The sequence below is a fragment of the Paraburkholderia sp. PREW-6R genome, from assembly GCF_039621805.1.
In the GTDB taxonomy this organism is placed as follows: domain Bacteria; phylum Pseudomonadota; class Gammaproteobacteria; order Burkholderiales; family Burkholderiaceae; genus Paraburkholderia.
Map to the genome: position 1 here is coordinate 1,905,237 of NZ_CP155073.1, position 21,904 is coordinate 1,927,140.

A 21,904-nucleotide genomic window follows, 5' to 3' on the forward strand; every position below is an offset into this window, starting at 1 on the left:
GCCGGCGGTGTGAACCGCCGCGCGCGGCCGGTCAGCGCAGTTCGGTCGTACCTTTTCCTTTGTTCACGATCGTCAGCGCCGACGCGATCATCGAACTCATGTCCGACAGATTGCCCGGCACGATCAGCGTGGTGCCCTGCTTCGCGAGATTGGCGAACGCATTCACGTACTGTTCAGCCACTTTCAGGTTCACCGCCTCCATTCCACCTGTCGACTGAATCGCGGCCGCGATTTTCTGAATCGCCTGCGAGTTCGCCTCGGCCACGGCGAGAATCGCCGCCGCCTGCCCTTGCGCCTGATTGATCGCCGCCTGCCGCTCGCCTTCGGATTTCTGGATCGCCGCTTCGCGTCCACCGGATGCGATGTTGATCTGCTCCTGCTTGCGCCCTTCGGACGCCGCGATCAACGCGCGCTTCTCACGTTCGGCGGTAATCTGCGCCTGCATTGCGTGGAGAATTTCTTTTGGCGGCGTGAGGTCCTTGATCTCATAGCGCAACACCTTCACGCCCCAGTTGGCTGCTGCTTCATCGAGCGACGACACGATGCTGTGGTTGATGAAGTCGCGTTCCTCGAACGTTTTGTCCAGTTCCAGCTTGCCGATCACCGAGCGCAGCGTGGTTTGCGACAGCTGCGTGATCGCGAATACGAAATTGCTTGATCCATAGGACGCCTTCATCGGATCGGTGACCTGAAAATAGAGTACACCGTCCACCTGCAACTGCGTGTTGTCACGCGTGATGCAAACCTGACTCGGCACTTCGAGCGGAATTTCCTTCAGCACATGCTTGTACGCGATCCGGTCGACGAAAGGAAACGCGAAGCTCAGCCCGGGCGTGAGCGTGCGGTGATAGCGGCCGAGGCGCTCCAGCACCCACGCGTGCTGCTGCGGGACGATCTTGAGCGTCTGCGCGGCAGTCACGATTACGATCACCAGTACCACAACCCCAACGATGGTCGATACATCCATTGTTATTCTCCGGTCTACTCGATACGTTACGGAAAGCTGGCGGAACAAGCGGCGCAACAGGCGCGATCAGGCGCGCACAGGCCGCCTGCTCGCTACCACGACGAGGCAACTGCCCTTGAGCGCGGTGATTTCATAGAGATGGGCGTCTTCCGGCTCGCCGGGCGCGAGTTCGATGTCCCACGCGGCGCCGCGATAACTGGCGCGGGCCCGGCGCGCCTGCCACGCGTCGACGGTCAAGGTCTGGCCGATGTCGAGATTGACATCCGGATTGTGGGCCGCGTCCTTGCGCACGCGGCGCCCGAAGCGCGAGCGCCGCAGCGCCAGCACCGCGACGGACGCGACCACCGCGGCCACCACGAATTGAAGATAGGAAGCCGCGCCCGCGATATGCGCAATGGCCGCCGCGGCAAAACCCAACGCGATCATCAACAGATAGAAAGTGCCGCTGATCAATTCCAGCACGACCAGCACGCCCGCCCCGATCCACCAGAACAATCCACCTGGCGCCACGTCGACCTCCACAAAGCAAAACACCCCGGATCTACCGGGGTGTTTATAGCACGAAGCAGGTGCGTTTCAACGGACAGCGCAACACGTTTCACCGCGTGTGCAGTACGCCTTCGAACCGGCGCACCGCCCTTGACGCACTCCGCTTACTTAGCCGCCGACTTCGCCAGTTGCTGCCACGTTTCGATGATCGTGTCAGGGTTCAGCGAAATCGACTTGATGCCTTCGTCGGTCAGCCACTGCGCAAAGTCCGGATGATCCGACGGGCCCTGACCGCAGATACCGACATACTTGTCGAGGCGCAGGCAGGTTTCAATCGCGCGCTTGAGCATGAACTTGACCGCCGGGTCGCGTTCGTCGAAGTCGACCGCCAGCAGTTCCATGCCGGAGTCGCGGTCGAGGCCGAGCGTGAGTTGCGTCAGGTCGTTCGAACCGATCGAGAAGCCGTCGAAGAATTGCAGGAATTCTTCGGCAAGAATCGCGTTCGACGGCACTTCGCACATCATCACGAGGCGCAGGCCGTTTTCGCCACGCTTCAGGCCGTACTTCGCGAGCAGCCCGACCACGCGTTCCGCCTGCTTCAGCGTACGCACGAACGGCACCATGATCTCGACATTGTCGAGGCCCATTTCTTCGCGCACTTTCTTCAGCGCAATGCACTCCATCTGGAACGCTTCGGCGAAGTCGTCCGCGATATAGCGCGACGCGCCGCGGAAACCCAGCATCGGGTTCTCCTCATCCGGCTCGTAGCGCGAACCGCCGATCAGCTTCTTGTACTCGTTCGACTTGAAGTCCGACAGACGCACGATCACGGGCTTCGGATAGAACGCCGCCGCGATCGTGGCAATGCCTTCCGTCAGCTTGTCGACGTAGAAAGCACGCGGCGACGCGTGGCCGCGCGCAACGCTTTCCACCGCTTTCTTCAAGTCCTGATCGACGTTCGGGTACTCGAGGATCGCCTTCGGATGCACGCCGATATTGTTGTTAATGATGAACTCGAGCCGCGCCAGACCCACCCCTGCGTTCGGCAACTGCGAAAAATCGAATGCCAGTTGCGGGTTGCCCACGTTCATCATGATCTTCACCGGAATGGGCGGCAGTTCGCCGCGCTGCACTTCGGTGACTTCGGTTTCGAGCAGGCCGTCGTAAATCCGGCCCTCGTCGCCCTCCGCGCACGACACGGTGACGAGCGAGCCTTCTTTCAGCACGTCGGTCGCATCGCCGCAACCCACCACGGCCGGCACGCCCAGCTCACGCGCGATGATCGCCGCGTGGCAGGTGCGGCCGCCACGATTCGTGACGATTGCGGACGCGCGCTTCATGACCGGCTCCCAGTTCGGGTCCGTCATGTCGGCCACCAGCACGTCGCCCGGCTGCACACGGTCCATTTCCGACGGATCGTGAATGACGCGCACAGGACCCGCGCCGATTTTCTGGCCGATCGCGCGGCCCGTGGCGAGCACGTTCGACTGGCCCTTCAGCTTGAAGCGCTGTTCCGCCTTGCCGGCCGCCTGGCTCTTCACGGTTTCGGGACGCGCCTGCAGAATGAAGATCTTGCCGTCGCGGCCGTCTTTGCCCCACTCGATGTCCATCGGACGCTCGTAGTGCTTTTCGATGATGACAGCGTATTTCGCGAGTTCGATCACGTCTTCGTCCGTGATCGAAAAACGGTTGCGCTGCTCGTGCGGCACGTCGACAGTCTTCACGCGACCTTCTTCGCCGGCCTTCGTGAACTCCATCTTGATGAGCTTCGAACCGATCGAGCGGCGGATGATCGGGTATTTGCCCTGTTCGAGCGTGGTTTTGAAGACGTAGAACTCGTCCGGATTCACCGCGCCCTGCACGACCGTTTCGCCCAGGCCGTAGCTCGACGTGATGAACACCGCGTCCTTGAAACCCGACTCCGTGTCCAGCGTAAACATCACGCCCGCTGCGCCGACGTCCGAGCGCACCATGCGTTGCACACCCGCGGACAAGGCCACTTCAGCATGCGTGAAACCCTTGTGGACACGATAGGAAATAGCGCGGTCGTTGTAGAGCGACGCGAACACGTGCTTCATGCGATCGAGTACGTCCTCGATGCCGACCACGTTGAGATAGCTTTCCTGCTGACCGGCAAACGACGCGTCCGGCAAGTCTTCAGCCGTGGCCGAAGAACGCACGGCAAACGACAGCTCTTCGGGCGAGCTGTTTTGCAGCGTGTCGAAACCGGCACGAATATCGGCTTCAAGCTGCGGCTGGAGCGGCGCGTTGACGATCCATTGACGGATTTCCTTGCCTGCTTCGGCAAGCGCCTTCACGTCGTCGACGTCCAGCGTTTCGAGACGTGCGGCGATGCGTTCAGTCAGATTGTTGTGATGGAGGAAGTCGCGGAAAGCCAGTGCCGTAGTGGCAAAACCAGTAGGCACGCGCACGCCGGCTTCGGCGAGCTGACTGATCATCTCCCCTAGCGACGCGTTCTTGCCACCGACGATATCCACGTCGGTCATCCGCAACTGCTCGAACGGAACTACATACGCCTTGTCCTTTGCGACGGTAACTGCGTTAGTCATACAAGCCCCTAAGTGTGAAAGAAATTCACGGCTGTGCAAGTGGGCTTGGACGCGAGACGCCCATTGGAAGCGTGACCTCGCGTCTTGCACAACCTGTTGGAGAAACAATCGCGAGACCTGTGTGCCGCCCTCGCGCGCCCGGCATACATGCAAGGGAAAAGGGCAACACGTGAAGAAAGCGGTTGGACGATTTTACCGGCCAATCCCGCCCATTCAACTCAAGTACCGACAAAAAAGCGAGGCGTTGACCAACCGTTCGCGGGTAGTTAGACGCCATTCGCCTGCAATTGCTTATCCAACAGGTTGCCGCTATTCTACCGTGCCGACTTCCGAAATGTGGTAGTTGGACGAGAATTGCGCGTCGAATCGTGCTCCGGACCGCACACGGGCTTGTAAAGCCCGCCGCCGGTCGGGCGCGATTGCGGTGCCCACGGCGCGCTGTGCGGCGCCGCTGCGTCATCCGGTTAGCCACCGGGCAGCGGCGTCAGCGCAGCGATGTTCCATTCGAGTGCAATGTCGCGCTCACGTTCCCCAGCCCCACTGATGCCGCCCACCGTATTCATCGTCTCCGACGGTACCGGGATCACTGCCGAAACTTTCGCGCATTCGATCCTCTCCCAGTTCGACCAGAAATTCCGCCTGGTTCGCGTGCCTTTCGTCGACTCGACGGAAAAAGCGTACGCCACCCTCGAAAAAATCAACGAAGCCGTCAAACAGGACGGCCGCCGTCCGATCGTCTTTACGACGCTGGTAGACAGCGCGTCGAACCAGATCGTGAAAGGCTCGAACGCGCTCGTGCTGGACATGTTCCAGACGTTCGTCGAACCACTCGAACAGGAACTGGAACTGAAGTCGAGCCACGCCATGGGCCGTGGTCACCAGAATGCAGATACGGAGGAGTACAAGAACCGGATCGAGGCGATCAATTTTTCGCTCGCCCATGACGACGGTCAGTCGAACCGCAATCTCGCCGACGCCGACGTGATTCTGGTCGGCGTATCGCGCAGCGGCAAGACGCCGACCAGCCTCTATCTGGCCATGCAATACGGCGTGAAGGCGGCGAACTATCCGCTGATTCCGGAAGACTTCGAACGCGGCAAGCTGCCTACGCCATTACTCGCGCATCGGCAGAAAATGTTTGGACTGTCGATCGATCCGCAGCGGCTTTCGGAGATTCGCAATGAGCGCCGGCCCGGCAGCAAATATGCCGCCCCGGAAAACTGCCGCTATGAGATCAACGAAGCCGAGACGATGATGCGCCGTGAAGGGATCAAATGGCTTTCGTCCACGCACAAGTCGATTGAAGAGATCGCGACCACGATCCTGCAGGAAATCAAGCCGGACCGGCCGTCTTATTGAAGGTGCCAGGCGCGCCCGAACTGTCGCGCCGCCGCCCTATTTCCCACCCACACCGCGCTGCTGGCGGCACTGCTCGAACAAGCAGACTGCCGCCGCAGCCGCCACGTTCAGCGACTCCATGCCGCCTGGCTGCGGAATCGTGACTCGCAGCGAAACAGCGTCGCGCCATGCCTGCGAAACGCCCGCACCTTCGTTGCCGAACACCCATGCAAGCGGGCCGCTCAGGTCGCAATCGTAGAGGGCTTGCGCGCCATGCGAGTCCGTGATCACGATCGGCGCGTCGAGGCGGCCGATTAACGTGTGCGCTTCCACGTCCTCGTGGATCTGCAACAGAAAATGGGCGCCCATCGCCGAGCGCAGCACTTTCGACGACCACGCGTAAGCGGTGCCGGGCGCGCAGAACACCTGCTGGATGCCGGCGGCCGCCGCGCTGCGCAGTATCGAGCCGACATTGCCGGCGTCCTGCACGCCGTCGAGCACGACGCAGGTCTGCGCGACTTTATCCGGCACCGGCGCATCCGGTTTGTCGACCAGCAACAGAATCCCGACGCCGTGCACGACGTTCGACAGTTGCCCGAACAACGCGTCCGGCAGCGTGACGACGCGATGTTCGTCGATACGCGACACGATCGCCTGGGCTTCGTCGTGACGCAGCGCGCCGTCGGTGACGATGCACATTTCCGGCTGCCCGGCGACGTCGAGATACGCGCTTGCGAGATGAAAGCCTTCGAGCAGCGCATGACCGCTGCGACGCTGCTGGTGCGTCGAACCGGCCAGCGCTTTCAGGCGTTTATAGAGCGGATTGTCCCGCGAGGTGATGGCTTTCACAGGCAGCGAAGACAGTGAGAATGGAAGATGGACCGCGATGCGTCGCGTCTCGGCGCTTGACCCGTCAGACGCGCCCGTCGCAAAAGACGCAACACGTGGAGGCTTAAGCGCTGGCCCGCTCGCCGAACGCGTCGTCGTCGAGCATGCTGTCGGCGAGCGCGCCGGGCACGATCATCAGGTCCGCCGCCGGCAGCGGAACACCCGTGCCGAAGCGAAGATGCGCGTCGCGCACCGGCGCGAACGAGCGCCGGTGATGCTCGCATGGCCCATGCTCGCGCAGCGCCGCGAGATGCTGCGGCGTGCCGTAACCGGCATGCGCATTGAACCCGTAGACCGGATGGACCTGATGCAGTTCGAGCAGCATCCGGTCACGCGTGACCTTGGCGAGGATCGAGGCGGCCGAAATGCTCTTGACGAGCGCATCGCCGCCTATCACCGCTTCACTACGAACGCTTAGCGTAGGGCAGCGATTGCCGTCGATTTTCACGAGCGTGGGCGTGACGGACAGCCCTTCCACCGCGCGCTTCATGGCCAGCATGGTGGCGTGCAGGATGTTCAGCGTGTCGATTTCTTCAACCGTCGCCGACGCGATGCAGTACGCGAGCGCGCGGTCGACAATCTTCTCGTACAGCTCATCGCGCTTTTTGGCGCTGAGCGCCTTGGAGTCGTCGAGGCCGCGAATCATCGGCTTTGCGGGATCGAGGATCACCGCCGCCGCGACGACCGGGCCCGCCAGCGGGCCGCGCCCGGCTTCGTCCACGCCGCAAATAATGTCGTCCGGCGTGTCGAAGTTCAGGCCGACCTGTTGCGCCGCGGCGCCTGCCACGGTCGCGCCTTTGCGGCGCGTGACGCGCGCGCCGGTCACGCCCGCCCCTTGCGTTTTTCGATGACGCTCGCCACGACTTCCGCCGCACGCTGCGCGGTATTCTGCTTCAGCACGTGATGCATCTCCGTGAAGATTTCCGTCAGCGTGCGCCGGTTCGCTTCATCGCGCAACTGTTTCAGCGTGGCCTCCGCCAGCGCCTGCGGCGTGGCGAAGTGCTGCAGGATTTCCGGCACGACGAAGCGTCCCGCCAGAATGTTCGGCAATCCGACGTAGGGCAAGTAGCCCTGGCGCCGCATGATCTGTCCGGTCAGCCAGGGCACCTTGTACGAGATCACCATCGGCTTTTTCAGCAGCGCGGCTTCGAGCGTGACCGTACCGCTTTTGACGAGAATCGCGTCCGACGCGGTCATCGCCCGTTGCGCGTCGCCGTCGGTGATAGTCAGCGAAAGACCCGGGTGTGAGTCCACGAGCGGTTGCAGCATATCGCGCAGCGCAGGGGTGGCCGCCGGCATCACGAAGCGCAAACCCGGCTCCTGATGCTGCATCATCTCCATCGCGGCGAAGAACGTCGGGCCGATCAGGTCGATTTCCGAGCGACGGCTGCCTGGCAGCACGGCGATGATCGGACCGTCTTCGGCCAGGCCGAGCGCGCGGCGTGCGCCAAGCGTGTCCGGCACGAGCGGAATGTCGTCGGCGAGCGGATGGCCGACATACGAAGCCGCCACGCCCGCCTTCTCCAGCAACGCCGTTTCGAACGGAAACACGCACAGCATGTGATCCACCGCTTTCGCGATCTTCTTGATGCGCCCGCCGCGCCAGGCCCAGATCGACGGACACACGAAGTGCACTGTCGGAATGCCGGCGTCACGCAGTGGGTGCTCAAGGCCAAAGTTGAAGTCCGGCGCATCGACGCCCACGAACACCGCGGGCGGCTCGGCGAGCAGCTGACGTTTCAGTTCATTGCGGACGGCGAGAATGCCTGGAATGTGCTTCAGCGCTTCGACATAGCCGCGCACCGAGAGCTTTTCCATTGGAAAGTGGGCGTCGAAACCGGTGGCGATCATGCGCGGGCCGCCAATTCCGTAGTATTGGGTGCCGGCGGGCAGACGGCTCGCGAGTCCGTCGAGCAGCGACGCCGCCAGCAGGTCGCCGGACGGTTCGCCAGCGACCATTGCGACGCGCAGCGGACTGGGTTGCAGGACCATCGGTTAGCGAATGATGCCGCGTTGCGACGTCTCGACAAACGCGAGCAGCGTTTGCACCGGTGCGTCGCCGTCGCCACCCGCGGTGGCCAGTTCGCGTAGCTGCACCTTCGCGTCTTCAAGCGAGAGGCCGTTCTTGTACAACACGCGGTACGCTGAGCGCAGCGCCGAAATCGCATCCGGCGAGAAACCGCGGCGGCGCAAACCTTCGACGTTAATACCGTGCGGCTCTGCCTTGTTGCCCGCCGCGATCACGAACGGCGGAATGTCCTGAACGAGGGCCGACGCGCCGCCCAGCATCGAATGCGCGCCAATACGCACGTACTGGTGCACGCCCGACATCCCGCCGACGATCGCGTAGTCGCCGATCGTCACGTGCCCGGCCATCTGCGCGTTGCTCGACAGGATCACGTTATTGCCGACATGGCAGTCGTGCCCGATATGCACGTACGCCATGATCCAGTTGTCGTCGCCGACTGTGGTCACGCCCGCGTCCTGCGTCGTGCCCGTGTGGATCGTCGTGAATTCGCGGATCGTGTTGCGGTTGCCGATCACGAGGCGCGTCGGCTCGTCCTTGTACTTCATGTCCTGCGGCCGGCCGCCGACGGACGCGAAGTGGCCGATCCGGTTCTCTTCGCCGAGCGTGGTGTGGCCTTCGATCACGCTATGCGAACCGATCGTGGTTCGAGCGCCGATCGTCACGTGTGCGCCGATCACGGCGTAGGGACCGACCTCGACGGATTCGTCGAGCTGTGCGCCCGGTTCGATGATCGCAGTGGGATGAATCCTGCTCATGCGTCCTCGCTTCTGATTCTGTTGCGTTGTCTGGATGGGCGCGGTTAGCGCGCGGCTGACGGTGAAAGACTTACGCTTCTTTGTCCGTGTGCCGCACGGCGCACATCAGGTCGGCCTCCGCCGCCACGACGCCATCCACTTCGGCACGCGCCTTGAACTTCCAGATGCCGCGCATATGGCGTTCGAACGTGCAGTTCAGGATCAACTGATCGCCCGGTTCCACCACGCGTTTAAAGCGTGCATTGTCGATGCCGACAAACAGATACAACGTGCTCGACGGATCGCTCGGCTCCTCCGAAAACGTCAGCAGCGCGGCCGTTTGCGCGAGCGCTTCGAGAATCAGCACGCCAGGCATCACCGGACGGGTCGGAAAATGACCCTGAAAATACGGTTCGTTGATCGACACGTTCTTCAACGCTTTGATGCTCTTGTGCGGTTCGAGTTCGAGCACCCGGTCCACCAGCAGGATCGGGTAACGATGCGGCAGCAGCGTGAGAATCTTATGAATGTCGAGATTGATTTTTTCGGTGCTCATGGTGTTTCTGCTCACGCTTCGAGTGCGCGATGATGACTGCGGATACTGCTGCAGGTAGGTTGTTGACGCATGCCGCCGGCGCGCGCCGCGATCCGGCGGCCGTGCCACCCGGTCACGGCAACCGGCTGTGCTTCCTTGATGCCCGGCCGCTATTTTACGCGGTGCCGACAGGTTACCCTGCGTTTTGCTTGTCGAATGACGCAGTAAAGCGCCCGGCAAACGGCGGTGCGATCTGTTTCGCTGCCTCAGGCATTCTCGCCCGCGGCATGATTACCGGCGTTCGGCGGCGTCTTACCAGACTTCTCCTCAGCGGCGTTTTCCAGTGCCTTGATGCGGTCGCGGAGTTTGTCGATATTGCGTAGCAGTGCGGCACTTCTGTTCCAGTCCGCATGGTTCACGGCCGGGAATGCGCTCGTGTACATGCCGGGTTTGAGCAGCGACTTCGACACGCCCGATTTCGCCGTGACGATCACGAAATCGGCCAGCGTGACGTGTCCTGCAATGCCCACGGCACCGCCGATCATGCAATGACGACCGATTGTCGTGCTGCCCGCGATGCCCGCGCAGCCGGCAATCACCGTGTATGCGCCGATCTTGCAGTTGTGGCCGATCTGCACGAGATTGTCGATCTTCACGCACGCTTCGATGATCGTGTCGGCCATCGCACCGCGGTCGATCGTGGTGTTGGCGCCGATTTCGACATCGGCCGCAATCGACACGCCGCCCACCTGCGGAATCTTGACCCAGCTACCCGTACGTGCGTCGCCTTCGCCGACGAAATCCGGCGCAAAGCCGAATCCGTCGGAACCGATGACCGCGCCCGCCTGCACGATCACGCGCTCGCCGAGCGTGCAGCCGTGATAGACGGTGACATTCGGGTACAGATGCGTGCCCTCGCCGATACGCGTACCGCGCCCAATGAACACATTGGCGTCGAGCCGCACGTTTTCGCCGACTACCGCGCCGGCTTCCACCATGACGCGCGGACCGATCACCGCGCTCGCGGCGATCTGCGCGGATGGGTCGATCGTCGCGCTCGGATGGACGCCGGGCACCGCCTTCGGCGCGGCCATGTCGATGAACGTTTGCGCGACGCGCGCGAAATAAGCGTAGGGATTCGGCGTGACGATGAAGTTACGATTCTCGCGCGAGGCCAGCCTGGCGAGGTCGTCGGCGTTGATCAGCACGGCTCCCGCGCGGGTCGTTTCGACCTGCGACAGGTATTTCGGGTTGGCGAGGAAGGCCAGTTGCTCAGGGCCCGCCTGATCGAGCGGCGCGAGGCCGCCGACGCGCTGCGAACCATTGCCGACTACGTGACCGCCGAATCGTTGGACGATGTCCTCGAGCGTAAATACCATGCCTGTGCTGTCTCCTGCAATTCAGTCCAACTTGTCGATTCTGTGCTTCGGTGCTGTGCTTCGGTGCTGTGTTTCAATTCCGTGCCAGGTGCAGCGCGCCGGTTTGCCGCCGGCGCTGTACGACGGTGTCAGCCAGCGTGTCAGGTCGCGTGTCAGTTGCCCGACGCCGCGAGAGCCTTGAGCACCTGATCGGTAATGTCGATACGCGGGCTCACGTACACCGCTTCCTGCACGATCAGGTCGTAATGCTGCTGCTCGGCGATCTGCTTGATGACCTTGTTCGCGCGATCGAGCACGGCCGCGAGTTCTTCGTTGCGGCGCTGGTTCAGATCTTCGCGAAACTCACGTTGCTTGCGCTGGAAGTCCGTGTCCATTTGCGACAGGTCGCGCTGCTTCTGCGCGCGGTCCGCCGGCGACATGGACGCGCCATTCTTGTCGAGCGAGTCGGACATCGACTTCAGCTTCTGGGCCATGTCCGCGAGATCCTTGTCACGCTTGGCGAACTCGGCTTCGAGCTTGACCTGCGCAGCCTTCGCCGCTGCGGATTCCCGCAGGATACGGTCCGAATTGACCGCGGCGATCCTGGCTTCCTGACCGTGCGCAACCCCGACGCCGAGCGTCATTGCCAGCGCCAGCGCGCACGCCACACGTTTCGAAAACATACCAGTTAGCAAAGTCGTCCTCTCGATACTGTTGTTTGGCCGGCGGCCCTTGCTGAGCGCCGACCGCCGGGCGCCGGATCGCCGGGCGCCGGATCGCCGGGCGATCAGAATGCCGTCCCGATCTGGAACTGGAATTTCTGATACTGGTCGCCCGTGTGCTTCACAAGCGGGAAACCGAGGCTGAGCTTGAGCGGACCAATCGGCGAAATCCACGCGAGACCCACACCGTAGCCGTAACGCAAACCGTTTGCACCAACGCTGTTGCCTTCCGTACCCCAGACGTTACCGGCGTCGAGGAAGGTGAAAACACGCAACGTGCGGTCATAGCCCGTACCCGGCAACGGGAACGTCAACTCGATGTTACCCACCAGCAGCTTCGAGCCGCCGATCGGGTCATTCGTCTTTGCGTCACGCGGACCCAGAGAACTTGGCTCGTAGCCTCGCACCGAACCGATACCGCCCGCATAGTAGTTCTTGAAAATCGGATAAGGCTTACCGGAGAGGCCGTTACCGTAACCGCCCTGGAAGTTGAAGCCCAGCACGAAGCCACGCGCGAACGAGTAATAGTACTGCGCGTTGATGTCGGCCTTGTAATACTGGGTGCCGCCGATCGGCGTACCGTATTCAGCGTTCGCCTGCGTGAAGTAACCGCGGCTCGGCACCAGTGCGCTATCTCGCGCGTCGCGTGACCAACCCACCGTGATCGGCACGTTGTTCGATACACGACCGAACTCGTTCACGTAGTCTATATAGCTTTGCGGCGTATTCGCGTCGATGTCCAGCTGGTTCTGCTCGAGACCCGCGCCGAAGTACACCGTATCCACTTCGGAGAACGGAATACCGAACTTCAGGTCGCCACCGATAGTCACGATCTTGAAGCTCGAGTCCGTCGAGTAGTACAGCGGCTGATACGTGCGGTAGTAGACGTCGGTAATCCGCTTGATGCCGTCCACTGTGAAGTACGGGTCGACCTGCGTGACCGTCAGCGTGCGGTACGTCTTCGCGGTATTCACGTTCACCGAAAGGCTCGTGCCCGAACCGAACACGTTGTCCTGCGAGACGCCTGCCGACAGCACCACCTTGTCGGTCGACGAGAAGCCGGCGCCCAGCGTGATCGCGCCGGTCGGCTTCTCGGCCACCTTCACGTCCACGTCCACCTGGTCCGGCGTGCCTTCCACCGGCACCGTGGTCACGTCGACGTCCGTGAAGTAGCCGAGGCGGTTGATCCGGTCTTTCGATAGCGCAAGACGGTTCGAATCGAACCACGAGCTTTCGAGCTGGCGCATTTCGCGGCGCACCACTTCATCGCGTGTACGCGTGTTGCCGACCACGTTGATGCGGCGCACATAGACACGGCGGCTCGGGTCCACCTGCAGCGTGAGGTCGACCTTGTGGTGTTCCTGATCGATCTGCGGCTGCGCGTTGACGGTGGCGAACGCGTAGCCGTATTCGCCGAGCTTGTCGACAATTGCCTTCGTGGTGGCTTGCAGCTTTTCAGCCGAGAAGCGATCGCCCGGTTTGATCTTGATGAGCTTGGTCAGCTCGGGCTCGCGATCGAGCAGATTGCCGGCGAGCTTGATGCTGTTGATCGAATACGGTTCGCCTTCATGCAGCGTAACCGTGAGATACATGTCTTTCTTGTCCGGCGTGATCGACACCTGGGTCGACTCGATATTGAACTCGAGATAGCCGCGATTCAGGTAATACGAGCGGATGTTTTCGAGGTCGCCGGTGAGCTTGTCTTTCGCGTACAGATCGTTCTTCGTGTACCACGAGAACCAGTTCGGCGTGGACAACTGCATTTCATCGCGCAGCGTGCCGGTGCTGAACGCCTTGTTGCCGATAAAGTTGATCTGGCGGATTTTCGCGCTCGGCCCTTCGGCCACCGAGAACAGCACCGCCACGCGGTTGCGGTCGATCGGCGTGATCGTGGTGGTGACCTCGGCCGCGTAATAACCGCGCGTGAGGTACTGGCGCTTCAGTTCCTGTTCCGCCTTGTCGACGAGCGCCTTGTCGTAGTAACGCCCTTGCGACAACCCGACGGCGCGCAGCGCCTTGGTCAGATTGTCCTTGTCGAACTCATGAATGCCTGCGAAATCGATCGTGCCGATGGCGGGACGTTCGAGCACTTGCACGATGACGACGTTGCCCTCGGTCGCGATCTTGACGTCGTTGAAAAAGCCCGTGGCGTACAGCGCGCGAATCGCTTCGGACGCCTTGTCGTCGGAGAACGTGTCGCCTTGCTTGATGGGCAGGTACGCGAACACGGTGCCGGGTTCGACGCGTTGCAATCCCTCAATGCGGATGTCTTGCACCACGAAGGGCGTCGTTGCGTGAGCAACCAGCCCATGCGCGGCGAATGCCGCGGCTATAACCGTCTTTGGAACAAAGCGATGAGGTTTAAACAACGTGCTTCCCCAGTGTGTATAGCTGCATCAGGTCAGACGGTCGCCATCGTGAACGCCGCCGGACACTTTAAAAATGGATTAAACGAGCCAGATCGTTGAACAGCGCGATCGCCGACAATGCGACGATGCAGGCGAGACCCGCCCTCTGAAAAACGAGTTGCCAGCGATCGGAAACAACTTTGCCGGTCACGGCTTCAACCAAATAATATAACAGATGACCCCCGTCCAATACCGGAATTGGTAGCAGGTTCAGTACGCCGAGGCTAATACTGACAAGGGCCAGGAACGACAAAAATGCGGAAGGACCCAGACGTGCGCTCTTTCCTGCGTAGTCGGCGATCGTCACCGGACCCGAAAGATTTTTCAGCGACGCTTCGCCCACGATCATTCGGCCGAACATGCGCACGGAATACACCGCGAGGTCCCACGTGCGCCGGGCACCGAGTTGCAAGCTCTCGATCGGACCGTAATGTACGTCGATGGAAGGCACCTGGGTAGCCAGTTCCGCGCCGATCCTTCCGATTGGCTGCCCGGTTGTTTCATCCCGTTGCGACTGCGGGACGATGCGGATATTGTCGAGCTGTCCCTGCCCCTGACTCTGGCCGCCGCGCACTGGGCGCTCCACCTGCAGCGTGAGCGGCCGGCCGGCGTGCGATTTTACATACCCGATGAAGGTCGTGGCGTTATCCGTAGGAATGCCATCCACCGCGCGCAAACGGTCGCCCGCTGCGAGACCCGCCTGCTGCGCGGCGCTGCCTGGCTGAACGCCTGCGACCGTCAGCTTGCCGCCACCCGGCTCGAAGCCGAGATGCGACATGAAGTCGTCGTCGACGTCTTTCTCCGTGACGCCATGCAGATCGAGCTGGAAGTCGGAGGTGCCATGCGCATCTTTCGCACTCAACGTCACGCGCTTGTGATCGAATGCCGCGCCCAGCAGTTTCCAGCGCAGGTCCGACCATGAGCGAACCGGTTCGGACTCGCTCGCGTCACCTGTACGGGCGGCCACGATGGTTTCGCCGCCTTCGAGCCCCGCGACCGCAGCCGGCGTGTTCGGCGCGGGCGTGGCGATTACCGCCGCCGGTTCCGTGACGCCCGTTGCGAATACGAGCGCGAAGAGCACGATGGCAAGCAGGAAGTTGGCGACCGGGCCCGCTGCAACGATCGCAAAACGGCGCCACACGGACTTGCGATTAAACGCCTGGTCCAGCAGTTCCGCGGGAATCGGCGCCCCGCCGGTTTCACGCTCGTCGAGCATCTTCACGTAGCCGCCGAGCGGCAATGCGGCGATCGTCCATTCGGTGCCTGTCTTCGGGCTCACCCGCTGGAAAAGCGGCTTGCCGAATCCTATCGAAAAGCGCAGCACCTTGACGCCGCACAGGCGCGCCACGCTGTAATGCCCGTACTCGTGGACGACCACCAGCACGCCAATCGCGACCGCGAAAGCGAGCAGTTCGATCAGCAGGTTCATAAGCGCCTCACTGGACGGCGCGTTCCGTGCGACGGGCGACGTCGGGCAGACGCGCGATGAATTCGGCAGCGGCGCGACGTGCGGCGGCATCCGCTTCTATCACGTCTTCGAGCGCGTGCGCGCTGCGGTTGGACAATGAGTTGAGCACCGAATCGACCACCTGCGCAATCGCCATGAAGCCGATCTGGCGAGACAGGAAAGCGTCCACGGCGATTTCATTCGCGGCATTCAGCGCGGCGCTTGCAATGCCGCCTTCGGCGAGCGCCTTCATGGCGAGCGCGAGACATGGAAAGCGCGCGTAATCCGGCTTTTCGAAAGACAGCGATGCGACTTGCAGCAGGTCGAGCGGCGCGACGCCCGACTCGACGCGATCCGGGAACGCGAGCGCGTGCGCAATCGGCGTGCGCATGTCGGGATTGCCGAGTTGGGCGAGCACCGAGCCGTCCGCATACGAGACCATAGAATGAATCACGCTTTGCGGATGGATCAGCACGTCGATACGGTCGCCCGGCAGGTTGAACAGCCAATGCGCCTCGATCACTTCGAGGCCCTTGTTCATCATGGTGGCGGAGTCGACGGAAATCTTGCGGCCCATGACCCAGTTCGGGTGCTTGCAGGCTTCGTCCGGCGTGACTTCGGCGAGCGTGGACGGTTCGCGTGTGCGAAACGGGCCGCCCGACGCGGTCAGAATGATCTTGGAGACGCCGCCATGCAGCGCGGCTTCACGTGGCAGGCATTGGAAGATTGCGTTGTGTTCGCTGTCGACCGGCAGCAGCACGGCGCCATTGTCGCGCACCGCGTCCATGAAAATCGCGCCGGACATGACGAGCGCTTCCTTGTTGGCAAGCAGAATGCGCTTGCCGGACTGTGCGGCCGCGAGACTCGGCGCAAGGCCTGCCGCGCCGACGATCGCCGCGACGACCGTATCGCAGCTTTCGCTCTTCGACACGTCGACGAGCGCTTGCGGCCCATACGTGACCTCGGTCTTGCAACCCGCTTCGCGCAGCTTTGCCGCGACGCGCGCGGCCGTACTGGCGTCGCCGACCACAGCGACTTCGGGCTTGAAGCGCAGACATTGCTCGACGAGCTTGTCGCCGTTGCGATGCGCGGTCAGCGCATAAACCGAGAAACGCTCTGGATGACGCGCGACGACGTCGAGCGTGCTGTCTCCAATCGAGCCCGTGGAACCGAGCAATGTCAGACGTTTTTGCATATCTCTTTCTCTAGCCGAGCAGCAGCATGGCAAGCGGCAGCACCGGCAATAATGCGTCGATGCGGTCGAGCACGCCACCGTGCCCCGGCAACAGGCCGCTTGAATCCTTCACCCCGGCCTGGCGTTTCATCATCGATTCGAACAGATCGCCCACCACGCTGAACGCGACCAGCAAGGTCAGCGCGAGCAGCGCGCGAATGGCGCCCCAGTGCACCAGCAGCGCAGAATACAGGGTCGGCTCGAACGCATGCAAAAAGATCGCCGCGCCCGCGACGATCATGACCACCAGCCAGCCGCCTATTGCGCCCTCCCAGGTTTTACCCGGACTGATGGCAGGCGCCAGCTTGTGCTTTCCAAAAGCTTTGCCGGAGAAGTATGCACCGATATCGGCCAGCCATACCAGAAGCAGCAAGGACAGCACGAACGGCACGCCCTGCATGCGCGCGGCGACGAGAGCATGCCAGCACGCGGCGAACACCACAATGCCGGCAACCAGCAGAAAGGGGCGCCATGCGCGTTGCGCCAGCGTCGGCTTGCGCAGCAGCACGAACGGGCCCGCAATGACCCAGAAGATGGCAGCCGCCTTGAACAACGGCCGCGGCTCCACGACGCCCGTACCCAGCCGCGTACTCGCGACGAGCGCGGCCGCGGCCACCAGCGCGTAGATGACCGGACCGGCGCCGCCCAGCTTCAGAAGCCGCGCCCACTCCCACGCCGCGAAAACGACCACGAAAGCGATCAGCGCGCCGAACGCGCCCACCGGCGCGAACAGCGTAACCGGCAGGAACACCGCCAGCAGGATGATCGCCGTGATAACACGGGTTCTTAGCATGGAAGCGAATCGACGTTCTGCGATTGCCGCTCGAGTTGAGCGCTGGTGCGGCCGAAACGGCGTTCACGCTCCGCATACGAAGCGATCGCATGGTTGAGCGCGTCGGCGTCGAAGTCCGGCCAGAAGGTGTCGGTGAAGTAAAACTCGGTGTACGCAAGCTGCCACAGCAGGAAATTGCTGACACGACGCTCGCCGCCGGTGCGGATGAAGAGATCCGGCTCCGGCGCATAAGCCATGGACAGATGCTCCGCAAACGAATCCTCGTTCACCTCGACCGCCTTGCCTGCCAGCGCCGATTGCTCGGCGAGCTTGCGGGTGGCCTGCATGATGTCCCAGCGGCCGCCGTAATTGGCGGCGATGGTCAGCGTAAGACGGGTATTGCGCGCGGTTTTGGTTTCCGCGCGCCGGATCAGGTCGCGAATGCGCGTGTCGAACTTATCGAGATCACCGACTACGCGCAGACGGATGCCGTTGGCGTGCAGCCTGCCGATCTCGCGTTCGAGGGCGCTGACGAACAGGCGCATCAGGAACGACACTTCGTCGTTCGGACGACGCCAGTTTTCGGAACTGAAGGCGAACAGCGTCAGATACTCGACGCCCTGGCGGGCGCACGCCTCGACAGCCGCACGCACTGCGTCGACGCCGCGTGTATGGCCAGCCACACGCGGCAGGCGCCGTTTCGTGGCCCAACGGCCATTGCCGTCCATGATAATCGCGATATGTCGCGGCACCGCGGCGACATCAGGCACGCGCACGGTTGAGCTGGTATAGGTCATGGCCGTTGGGACAGTGACTGCAAAATTAGAAGTGGAAACCCTGAAACTGACTGGGTGCCCCAAACGTGGCGCTTCACGCCAGGTTCCCCGAGGGGCGGACGCCCTGGGCGCGCCCGGCGTAGTGCCAAGGCGCCCCAACCGGCCTCAGACCGTCATGATCTCGGCTTCCTTCGTCACGACGAGCTTGTCGATCTCGGCAACGAAACGGTCCGTCAGCTTCTGCACGTCGTCGCTCGCGCGACGCTCGTCGTCTTCCGAAATTTCCTTGTCTTTCACGAGCTTTTTCAGTTGCTCGTTCGCGTCACGGCGCAGATTGCGCACGGCCACCTTGGCCGTTTCCGCTTCGCTCTTGACCACTTTGGTCAGTTCGCGGCGGCGCTCTTCGGTCAGCGCGGGCATCGGCACGCGGATCACGTCGCCTTGCGTGGCAGGGTTCAGACCGAGGTCCGACTCACGGATCGCCTTTTCGACGACCTGGACCATCTTCTTTTCCCACGGCTGCACGCCGATAGTACGTGCGTCGATCAGCGTGAGGTTCGCGACCTGCGAGATGGGCACCGGCGAGCCGTAGTAATCGCACTGGATGTGATCGAGCAGGCCGGTATGCGCACGGCCCGTGCGGATTTTCGACAGGTCGTTCTTGAACGCGTCGATGGAGCGCTGCATCTTCTGCTCAGCGCCCTTCCTGATATCAGCCACAGACATTTTTAAACCTCCGAACCTTCAGAACGGTGCGAGCCGGCCAGCACGCGCGATGCGGCGGCCCGGGCTCGCGCAAAAGCCCACGTTATGTGAACGAGAGTTTACACGTGGACGAGGGTGCCCTCGTCCTCGCCTAGTACGATGCGCTTGAGCGCGCCCGGCTTGACGATCGAAAACACACGGATCGGCAGCTTCTGGTCGCGACACAGCGCGAAGGCGGTGGCGTCCATCACCTGCAGATTGCGGCCGATTGCCTCGTCGAAGCTGATCGTGGTGTAGCGCGTCGCGCTCGGGTCTTTTTTCGGATCGGCGGAATAGACGCCGTCCACCTTGGTTGCCTTCAGCACGACCTCCGCACCGATTTCCGAGCCGCGCAGCGCGGCGGCGGTATCCGTAGTGAAGAACGGATTGCCCGTGCCCGCGGCAAAAATCACAACTTTGCCTTCTTCGAGCTGGCGGATCGCACGGGGCCGAATGTACGGCTCGACTACCTGATCCATGCGCAGCGCGGATTGCACGCGCGCTTCGATGCCGGCGTGACGCATGGCGTCCTGCAGCGCGAGCGCGTTCATCATGGTGGCCAGCATACCCATGTAGTCGGCCGTGGCGCGGTCCATACCCGCCGCGCCACCCGCGACGCCGCGGAAAATGTTGCCGCCGCCGATCACCACGGCCAGCTGTGTTCCGAGACGGACCACTTCGGCCACGTCCGCCACCATTCGTTCGATGGTCGCGCGATTGATGCCGAAGGCATCGTCGCCCATCAGAGCTTCACCGGAGAGTTTGAGCAGGACGCGTTTGTAGGCTGTGGGCATAGGGGTATCCAGATCGCGCAGAACAGGGCAACAACAAGGGACTAATGTAGGGGTGAAATGCTGATTCGGGCAAGCGCCGCCAAATTTGCCGGGCCGTGAAGCCCACCAGAGGCGGCTCGCGCGGCGAGGGTCAACCCGCGCGCGGCCTTGCGGCGCCGCCGACCGCGGCAGGGTCTTGCCCTGCCGCGGGTCCAACGATACAACAGCAATGCTTAGGCGAACCTTATTGTTGCTTTGCAGCAGCGACTTGGGCGGCCACTTCTGCTGCGAAGTCGTCCTGCTTCTTCTCGATGCCTTCGCCCACCACGAACAGTGCGAACTTCTGAACGCTCGAGTTGCCGGCCTTCAGCATCTGTTCGATCGTCTGCTTGTCGTTCTTCACGAACGTCTGGTTCAGCAGCGACACTTCCTTCAGATACTTTTGCACGCTGCCGTCGACCATCTTCGCGACGATTTCAGCCGGCTTGCCCGATTCGGCAGCCTTCTGCTCAGCGATGCTGCGCTCCTTGGCGATCAGATCCGCCGGCACGTCGTCCGACGACAGCGAGACCGGCTTCATTGCAGCGATGTGCATGGCCACGTCCTTGCCGACCTGCTCGTCGCCGCCGGTGTACTCGACCAGCACGCCGATACGCGTGCCGTGCAGGTAAGCTGCCAGCTTGTTCGACGTTTCGAAGCGCACGAAACGGCGGATCGACAGGTTTTCACCGATCTTGCCGACGAGCGCGAGACGCACTGCGTCGACCGTCGAGCCGTCGAGCGGCAGGGCCGACAGCGCAGCGACGTCAGCCGGATTTTGCGTCGCGACCAGTTCGGCGATCTTCTTCGAGAACGCGAGGAAGTCGTCGTTCTTCGAAACGAAGTCGGTTTCGCAGTTCAGCTCGACCAGCGAACCTGCGTTGCCGCCGATGAACGATGCGACCACGCCTTCCGCCGTCACGCGCGACGCTGCCTTGCTCGCCTTGTTGCCCAGCTTGACGCGCAGCAGCTCTTCAGCGCGCGCCATGTCGCCGTCGGCTTCCGTGAGCGCTTTCTTGCATTCCATCATCGGCGCGTCGGTCTTCGCGCGCAGTTCTGCAACCATGCTTGCGGTAATTGCCGCCATCATTTGCTCCTTGAGTTCTATCTGTCACACGCCGCCCGGACTTCGATACCGGCGGCAAGAATTCGTTTCAGCGTAATGCGTATTTTTTACGGACTACATGTTGGGCACCGTACGGAGCGCTGCTTCCGCAGCCCCGCCAAAGGCGTCGCGGCTTAAAAAAAGGGGGCCTGTAGTCAGCCCCCTTTTTTGCCGGACACGGGGCAGCTTTACGCTTCCGCGTTGACCTCGACGAACTCGTCGCCGTCACCGCCACGTGCAGCCTGCACCACTTCGTTGACCGCATTCGCACGGCCTTCGACGATAGCGTCAGCCACGCCAGCCGCGTACAGAGCAACAGCCTTCGACGCGTCGTCGTTACCCGGGATCACGTAGTCGATGCCTTCCGGCGAGTGGTTCGTGTCGACCACGGCGATTACCGGAATGCCCAGCTTGTTGGCTTCGGTCACGGCAATCTTGTGATAACCGACGTCGACCACGAAGATCGCGTCCGGAACGCCGCCCATGTCCTTCACGCCGCCAATCGACTTTTGCAGCTTGGCCATTTCGCGCTCGAACAGCAGCGCTTCTTTCTTGCTCATGCGCTCGGTTTCACCGGCTTCCAGCGCTGCTTCCATGTCTTTCAGACGCTTGATCGACACCTTCAGCGTCTTGAAGTTGGTCAGCATGCCGCCGAGCCAGCGGGCGTTGACGAAAGGCATGCCCGCGCGCTGCGCCTCTTCGGCGATCGTGTCGCGCGATTGACGCTTCGTGCCGACGAACAGGATCGTGCCGCGATTCGCTGCCAGTTGACGCGCGTACTTCAGCGCGTCGTTGTACATCGGCAGCGTCTTTTCGAGGTTGATGATGTGAATCTTGTTGCGATGACCGAAAATGAAGGGGGCCATCTTGGGGTTCCAGAAGCGCGTTTGGTGACCGAAGTGGACACCGGCTTCCAGCATTTGACGCATGGTAACTGCCATGAAAATCTCCGCGAGGGTTGGGTCTTAAGCCGGCT

Annotated in this window: 20 protein-coding genes; 1 reads left to right on the forward strand and 19 read right to left on the reverse strand. The window is 62.2% G+C overall.

Annotation, left to right across the window (positions count from 1 at the left end):
- Positions 1–31: 31 nt before the first annotated feature.
- The 3 genes from AAGS40_RS08230 to ppsA form a co-directional block, all read right to left on the reverse strand.
- Positions 32–967, reverse strand: a complete 936-nt coding sequence (locus AAGS40_RS08230; protein WP_345810794.1) for a stomatin-like protein — start codon at positions 965–967, stop codon at positions 32–34.
- A gap of 66 nt (positions 968–1,033) precedes the next feature.
- On the reverse strand, positions 1,034–1,477 hold the full coding sequence (locus tag AAGS40_RS08235) for an NfeD family protein (RefSeq protein WP_345810795.1): 444 nt from the start codon (positions 1,475–1,477) through the stop codon (positions 1,034–1,036).
- 143 nt (positions 1,478–1,620) lie between these two features.
- A complete protein-coding gene (gene ppsA / locus AAGS40_RS08240) occupies positions 1,621–4,026 on the reverse strand; it encodes a phosphoenolpyruvate synthase (RefSeq protein WP_345810796.1) in 2,406 nt (801 codons plus the stop codon).
- Between the two features lie 543 nt (positions 4,027–4,569).
- Here ppsA and AAGS40_RS08245 point away from each other — a divergent pair.
- Positions 4,570–5,385 carry a pyruvate, water dikinase regulatory protein gene (locus AAGS40_RS08245; RefSeq protein WP_345810797.1) on the forward strand — a complete coding sequence of 272 codons (816 nt, stop codon included), beginning with the start codon at positions 4,570–4,572 and terminating at the stop codon, positions 5,383–5,385.
- Between the two features lie 36 nt (positions 5,386–5,421).
- Here AAGS40_RS08245 and AAGS40_RS08250 read toward each other — a convergent pair whose 3' ends face one another.
- From AAGS40_RS08250 to rpsB, 16 genes are all read right to left on the reverse strand, one after another.
- On the reverse strand, positions 5,422–6,213 hold the full coding sequence (locus AAGS40_RS08250; RefSeq protein ID WP_345810798.1) for an RNA methyltransferase: 792 nt from the start codon (positions 6,211–6,213) through the stop codon (positions 5,422–5,424).
- A 103-nt stretch (positions 6,214–6,316) separates the two neighbouring features.
- Positions 6,317–7,078 (reverse strand): ribonuclease HII, encoded by a 762-nt coding sequence (gene rnhB, locus AAGS40_RS08255; protein WP_345810799.1) that lies wholly within the window; start codon positions 7,076–7,078, stop codon positions 6,317–6,319.
- A complete protein-coding gene (gene lpxB, locus AAGS40_RS08260) occupies positions 7,075–8,244 on the reverse strand; it encodes a lipid-A-disaccharide synthase (protein WP_345810800.1) in 1,170 nt (389 codons plus the stop codon). Before lpxB ends, rnhB begins: the two co-directional genes overlap by 4 nt.
- Before the next feature lie 3 nt (positions 8,245–8,247).
- Complete coding sequence (gene lpxA / locus AAGS40_RS08265; RefSeq protein WP_345810801.1) at positions 8,248–9,036, reverse strand: acyl-ACP--UDP-N-acetylglucosamine O-acyltransferase; 789 nt, start codon at positions 9,034–9,036, stop codon at positions 8,248–8,250.
- A 70-nt stretch (positions 9,037–9,106) separates the two neighbouring features.
- A complete protein-coding gene (gene fabZ / locus AAGS40_RS08270) occupies positions 9,107–9,571 on the reverse strand; it encodes a 3-hydroxyacyl-ACP dehydratase FabZ (RefSeq protein ID WP_345810802.1) in 465 nt (154 codons plus the stop codon).
- Positions 9,572–9,816: 245 nt separating this feature from the next.
- Positions 9,817–10,929 carry a UDP-3-O-(3-hydroxymyristoyl)glucosamine N-acyltransferase gene (gene lpxD / locus AAGS40_RS08275; protein WP_345810803.1) on the reverse strand — a complete coding sequence of 371 codons (1,113 nt, stop codon included), beginning with the start codon at positions 10,927–10,929 and terminating at the stop codon, positions 9,817–9,819.
- Between the two features lie 152 nt (positions 10,930–11,081).
- Entirely contained in the window at positions 11,082–11,603 is a 522-nt protein-coding gene (locus AAGS40_RS08280; protein ID WP_345810804.1) for an OmpH family outer membrane protein, read from the reverse strand.
- Between the two features lie 92 nt (positions 11,604–11,695).
- Entirely contained in the window at positions 11,696–13,999 is a 2,304-nt protein-coding gene (gene bamA / locus AAGS40_RS08285; protein WP_345810805.1) for an outer membrane protein assembly factor BamA, read from the reverse strand.
- Positions 14,000–14,066: 67 nt separating this feature from the next.
- Positions 14,067–15,467, reverse strand: coding sequence for an RIP metalloprotease RseP (gene rseP, locus AAGS40_RS08290; protein WP_345810806.1), 1,401 nt, complete (start codon positions 15,465–15,467; stop codon positions 14,067–14,069).
- A gap of 7 nt (positions 15,468–15,474) precedes the next feature.
- Positions 15,475–16,680 (reverse strand): 1-deoxy-D-xylulose-5-phosphate reductoisomerase, encoded by a 1,206-nt coding sequence (locus AAGS40_RS08295; RefSeq protein WP_345810807.1) that lies wholly within the window; start codon positions 16,678–16,680, stop codon positions 15,475–15,477.
- A 10-nt stretch (positions 16,681–16,690) separates the two neighbouring features.
- Complete coding sequence (locus tag AAGS40_RS08300; RefSeq protein WP_345810808.1) at positions 16,691–17,512, reverse strand: phosphatidate cytidylyltransferase; 822 nt, start codon at positions 17,510–17,512, stop codon at positions 16,691–16,693.
- Positions 17,506–18,288 (reverse strand): polyprenyl diphosphate synthase, encoded by a 783-nt coding sequence (uppS, locus tag AAGS40_RS08305; protein WP_345810809.1) that lies wholly within the window; start codon positions 18,286–18,288, stop codon positions 17,506–17,508. The genes AAGS40_RS08300 and uppS overlap by 7 nt, the downstream gene beginning before the upstream one ends.
- 144 nt (positions 18,289–18,432) lie before the next feature.
- On the reverse strand, positions 18,433–18,993 hold the full coding sequence (gene frr, locus AAGS40_RS08310) for a ribosome recycling factor (protein WP_345810810.1): 561 nt from the start codon (positions 18,991–18,993) through the stop codon (positions 18,433–18,435).
- Positions 18,994–19,091: 98 nt separating this feature from the next.
- Positions 19,092–19,805: a UMP kinase gene (pyrH, locus tag AAGS40_RS08315; protein WP_006048674.1), complete on the reverse strand. Its 714-nt coding sequence runs from the start codon at positions 19,803–19,805 to the stop codon at positions 19,092–19,094.
- A 223-nt stretch (positions 19,806–20,028) separates the two neighbouring features.
- The gene (gene tsf, locus AAGS40_RS08320; RefSeq protein WP_345814321.1) at positions 20,029–20,910 is read right to left on the reverse strand and encodes a translation elongation factor Ts; all 882 of its coding nucleotides are present in this window, start codon (positions 20,908–20,910) and stop codon (positions 20,029–20,031) included.
- Positions 20,911–21,116: 206 nt separating this feature from the next.
- On the reverse strand, positions 21,117–21,869 hold the full coding sequence (gene rpsB / locus AAGS40_RS08325) for a 30S ribosomal protein S2 (protein ID WP_345810812.1): 753 nt from the start codon (positions 21,867–21,869) through the stop codon (positions 21,117–21,119).
- Positions 21,870–21,904 lie beyond the last annotated feature (35 nt).

What these genes read in the sequence shown, in the direction of transcription:
- AAGS40_RS08230 (WP_345810794.1), bottom strand. Translation starts at nt 967, where the DNA reads ATGGATGTATCGACCATCGTTGGGGTTGTGGTACTGGTGATCGTAATC.
- lpxB (WP_345810800.1), bottom strand. Translation starts at nt 8,244, where the DNA reads ATGGTCCTGCAACCCAGTCCGCTGCGCGTCGCAATGGTCGCTGGCGAA.
- AAGS40_RS08245 (WP_345810797.1), top strand. Translation starts at nt 4,570, where the DNA reads ATGCCGCCCACCGTATTCATCGTCTCCGACGGTACCGGGATCACTGCC.
- fabZ (WP_345810802.1), bottom strand. Translation starts at nt 9,571, where the DNA reads ATGAGCACCGAAAAAATCAATCTCGACATTCATAAGATTCTCACGCTG.
- frr (WP_345810810.1), bottom strand. Translation starts at nt 18,993, where the DNA reads ATGTCTGTGGCTGATATCAGGAAGGGCGCTGAGCAGAAGATGCAGCGC.
- uppS (WP_345810809.1), bottom strand. Translation starts at nt 18,288, where the DNA reads ATGACCTATACCAGCTCAACCGTGCGCGTGCCTGATGTCGCCGCGGTG.
- pyrH (WP_006048674.1), bottom strand. Translation starts at nt 19,805, where the DNA reads ATGCCCACAGCCTACAAACGCGTCCTGCTCAAACTCTCCGGTGAAGCT.
- AAGS40_RS08300 (WP_345810808.1), bottom strand. Translation starts at nt 17,512, where the DNA reads ATGCTAAGAACCCGTGTTATCACGGCGATCATCCTGCTGGCGGTGTTC.
- rseP (WP_345810806.1), bottom strand. Translation starts at nt 15,467, where the DNA reads ATGAACCTGCTGATCGAACTGCTCGCTTTCGCGGTCGCGATTGGCGTG.
- lpxD (WP_345810803.1), bottom strand. Translation starts at nt 10,929, where the DNA reads ATGGTATTTACGCTCGAGGACATCGTCCAACGATTCGGCGGTCACGTA.
- AAGS40_RS08295 (WP_345810807.1), bottom strand. Translation starts at nt 16,680, where the DNA reads ATGCAAAAACGTCTGACATTGCTCGGTTCCACGGGCTCGATTGGAGAC.
- tsf (WP_345814321.1), bottom strand. Translation starts at nt 20,910, where the DNA reads ATGGCGGCAATTACCGCAAGCATGGTTGCAGAACTGCGCGCGAAGACC.
- rpsB (WP_345810812.1), bottom strand. Translation starts at nt 21,869, where the DNA reads ATGGCAGTTACCATGCGTCAAATGCTGGAAGCCGGTGTCCACTTCGGT.
- ppsA (WP_345810796.1), bottom strand. Translation starts at nt 4,026, where the DNA reads ATGACTAACGCAGTTACCGTCGCAAAGGACAAGGCGTATGTAGTTCCG.
- lpxA (WP_345810801.1), bottom strand. Translation starts at nt 9,036, where the DNA reads ATGAGCAGGATTCATCCCACTGCGATCATCGAACCGGGCGCACAGCTC.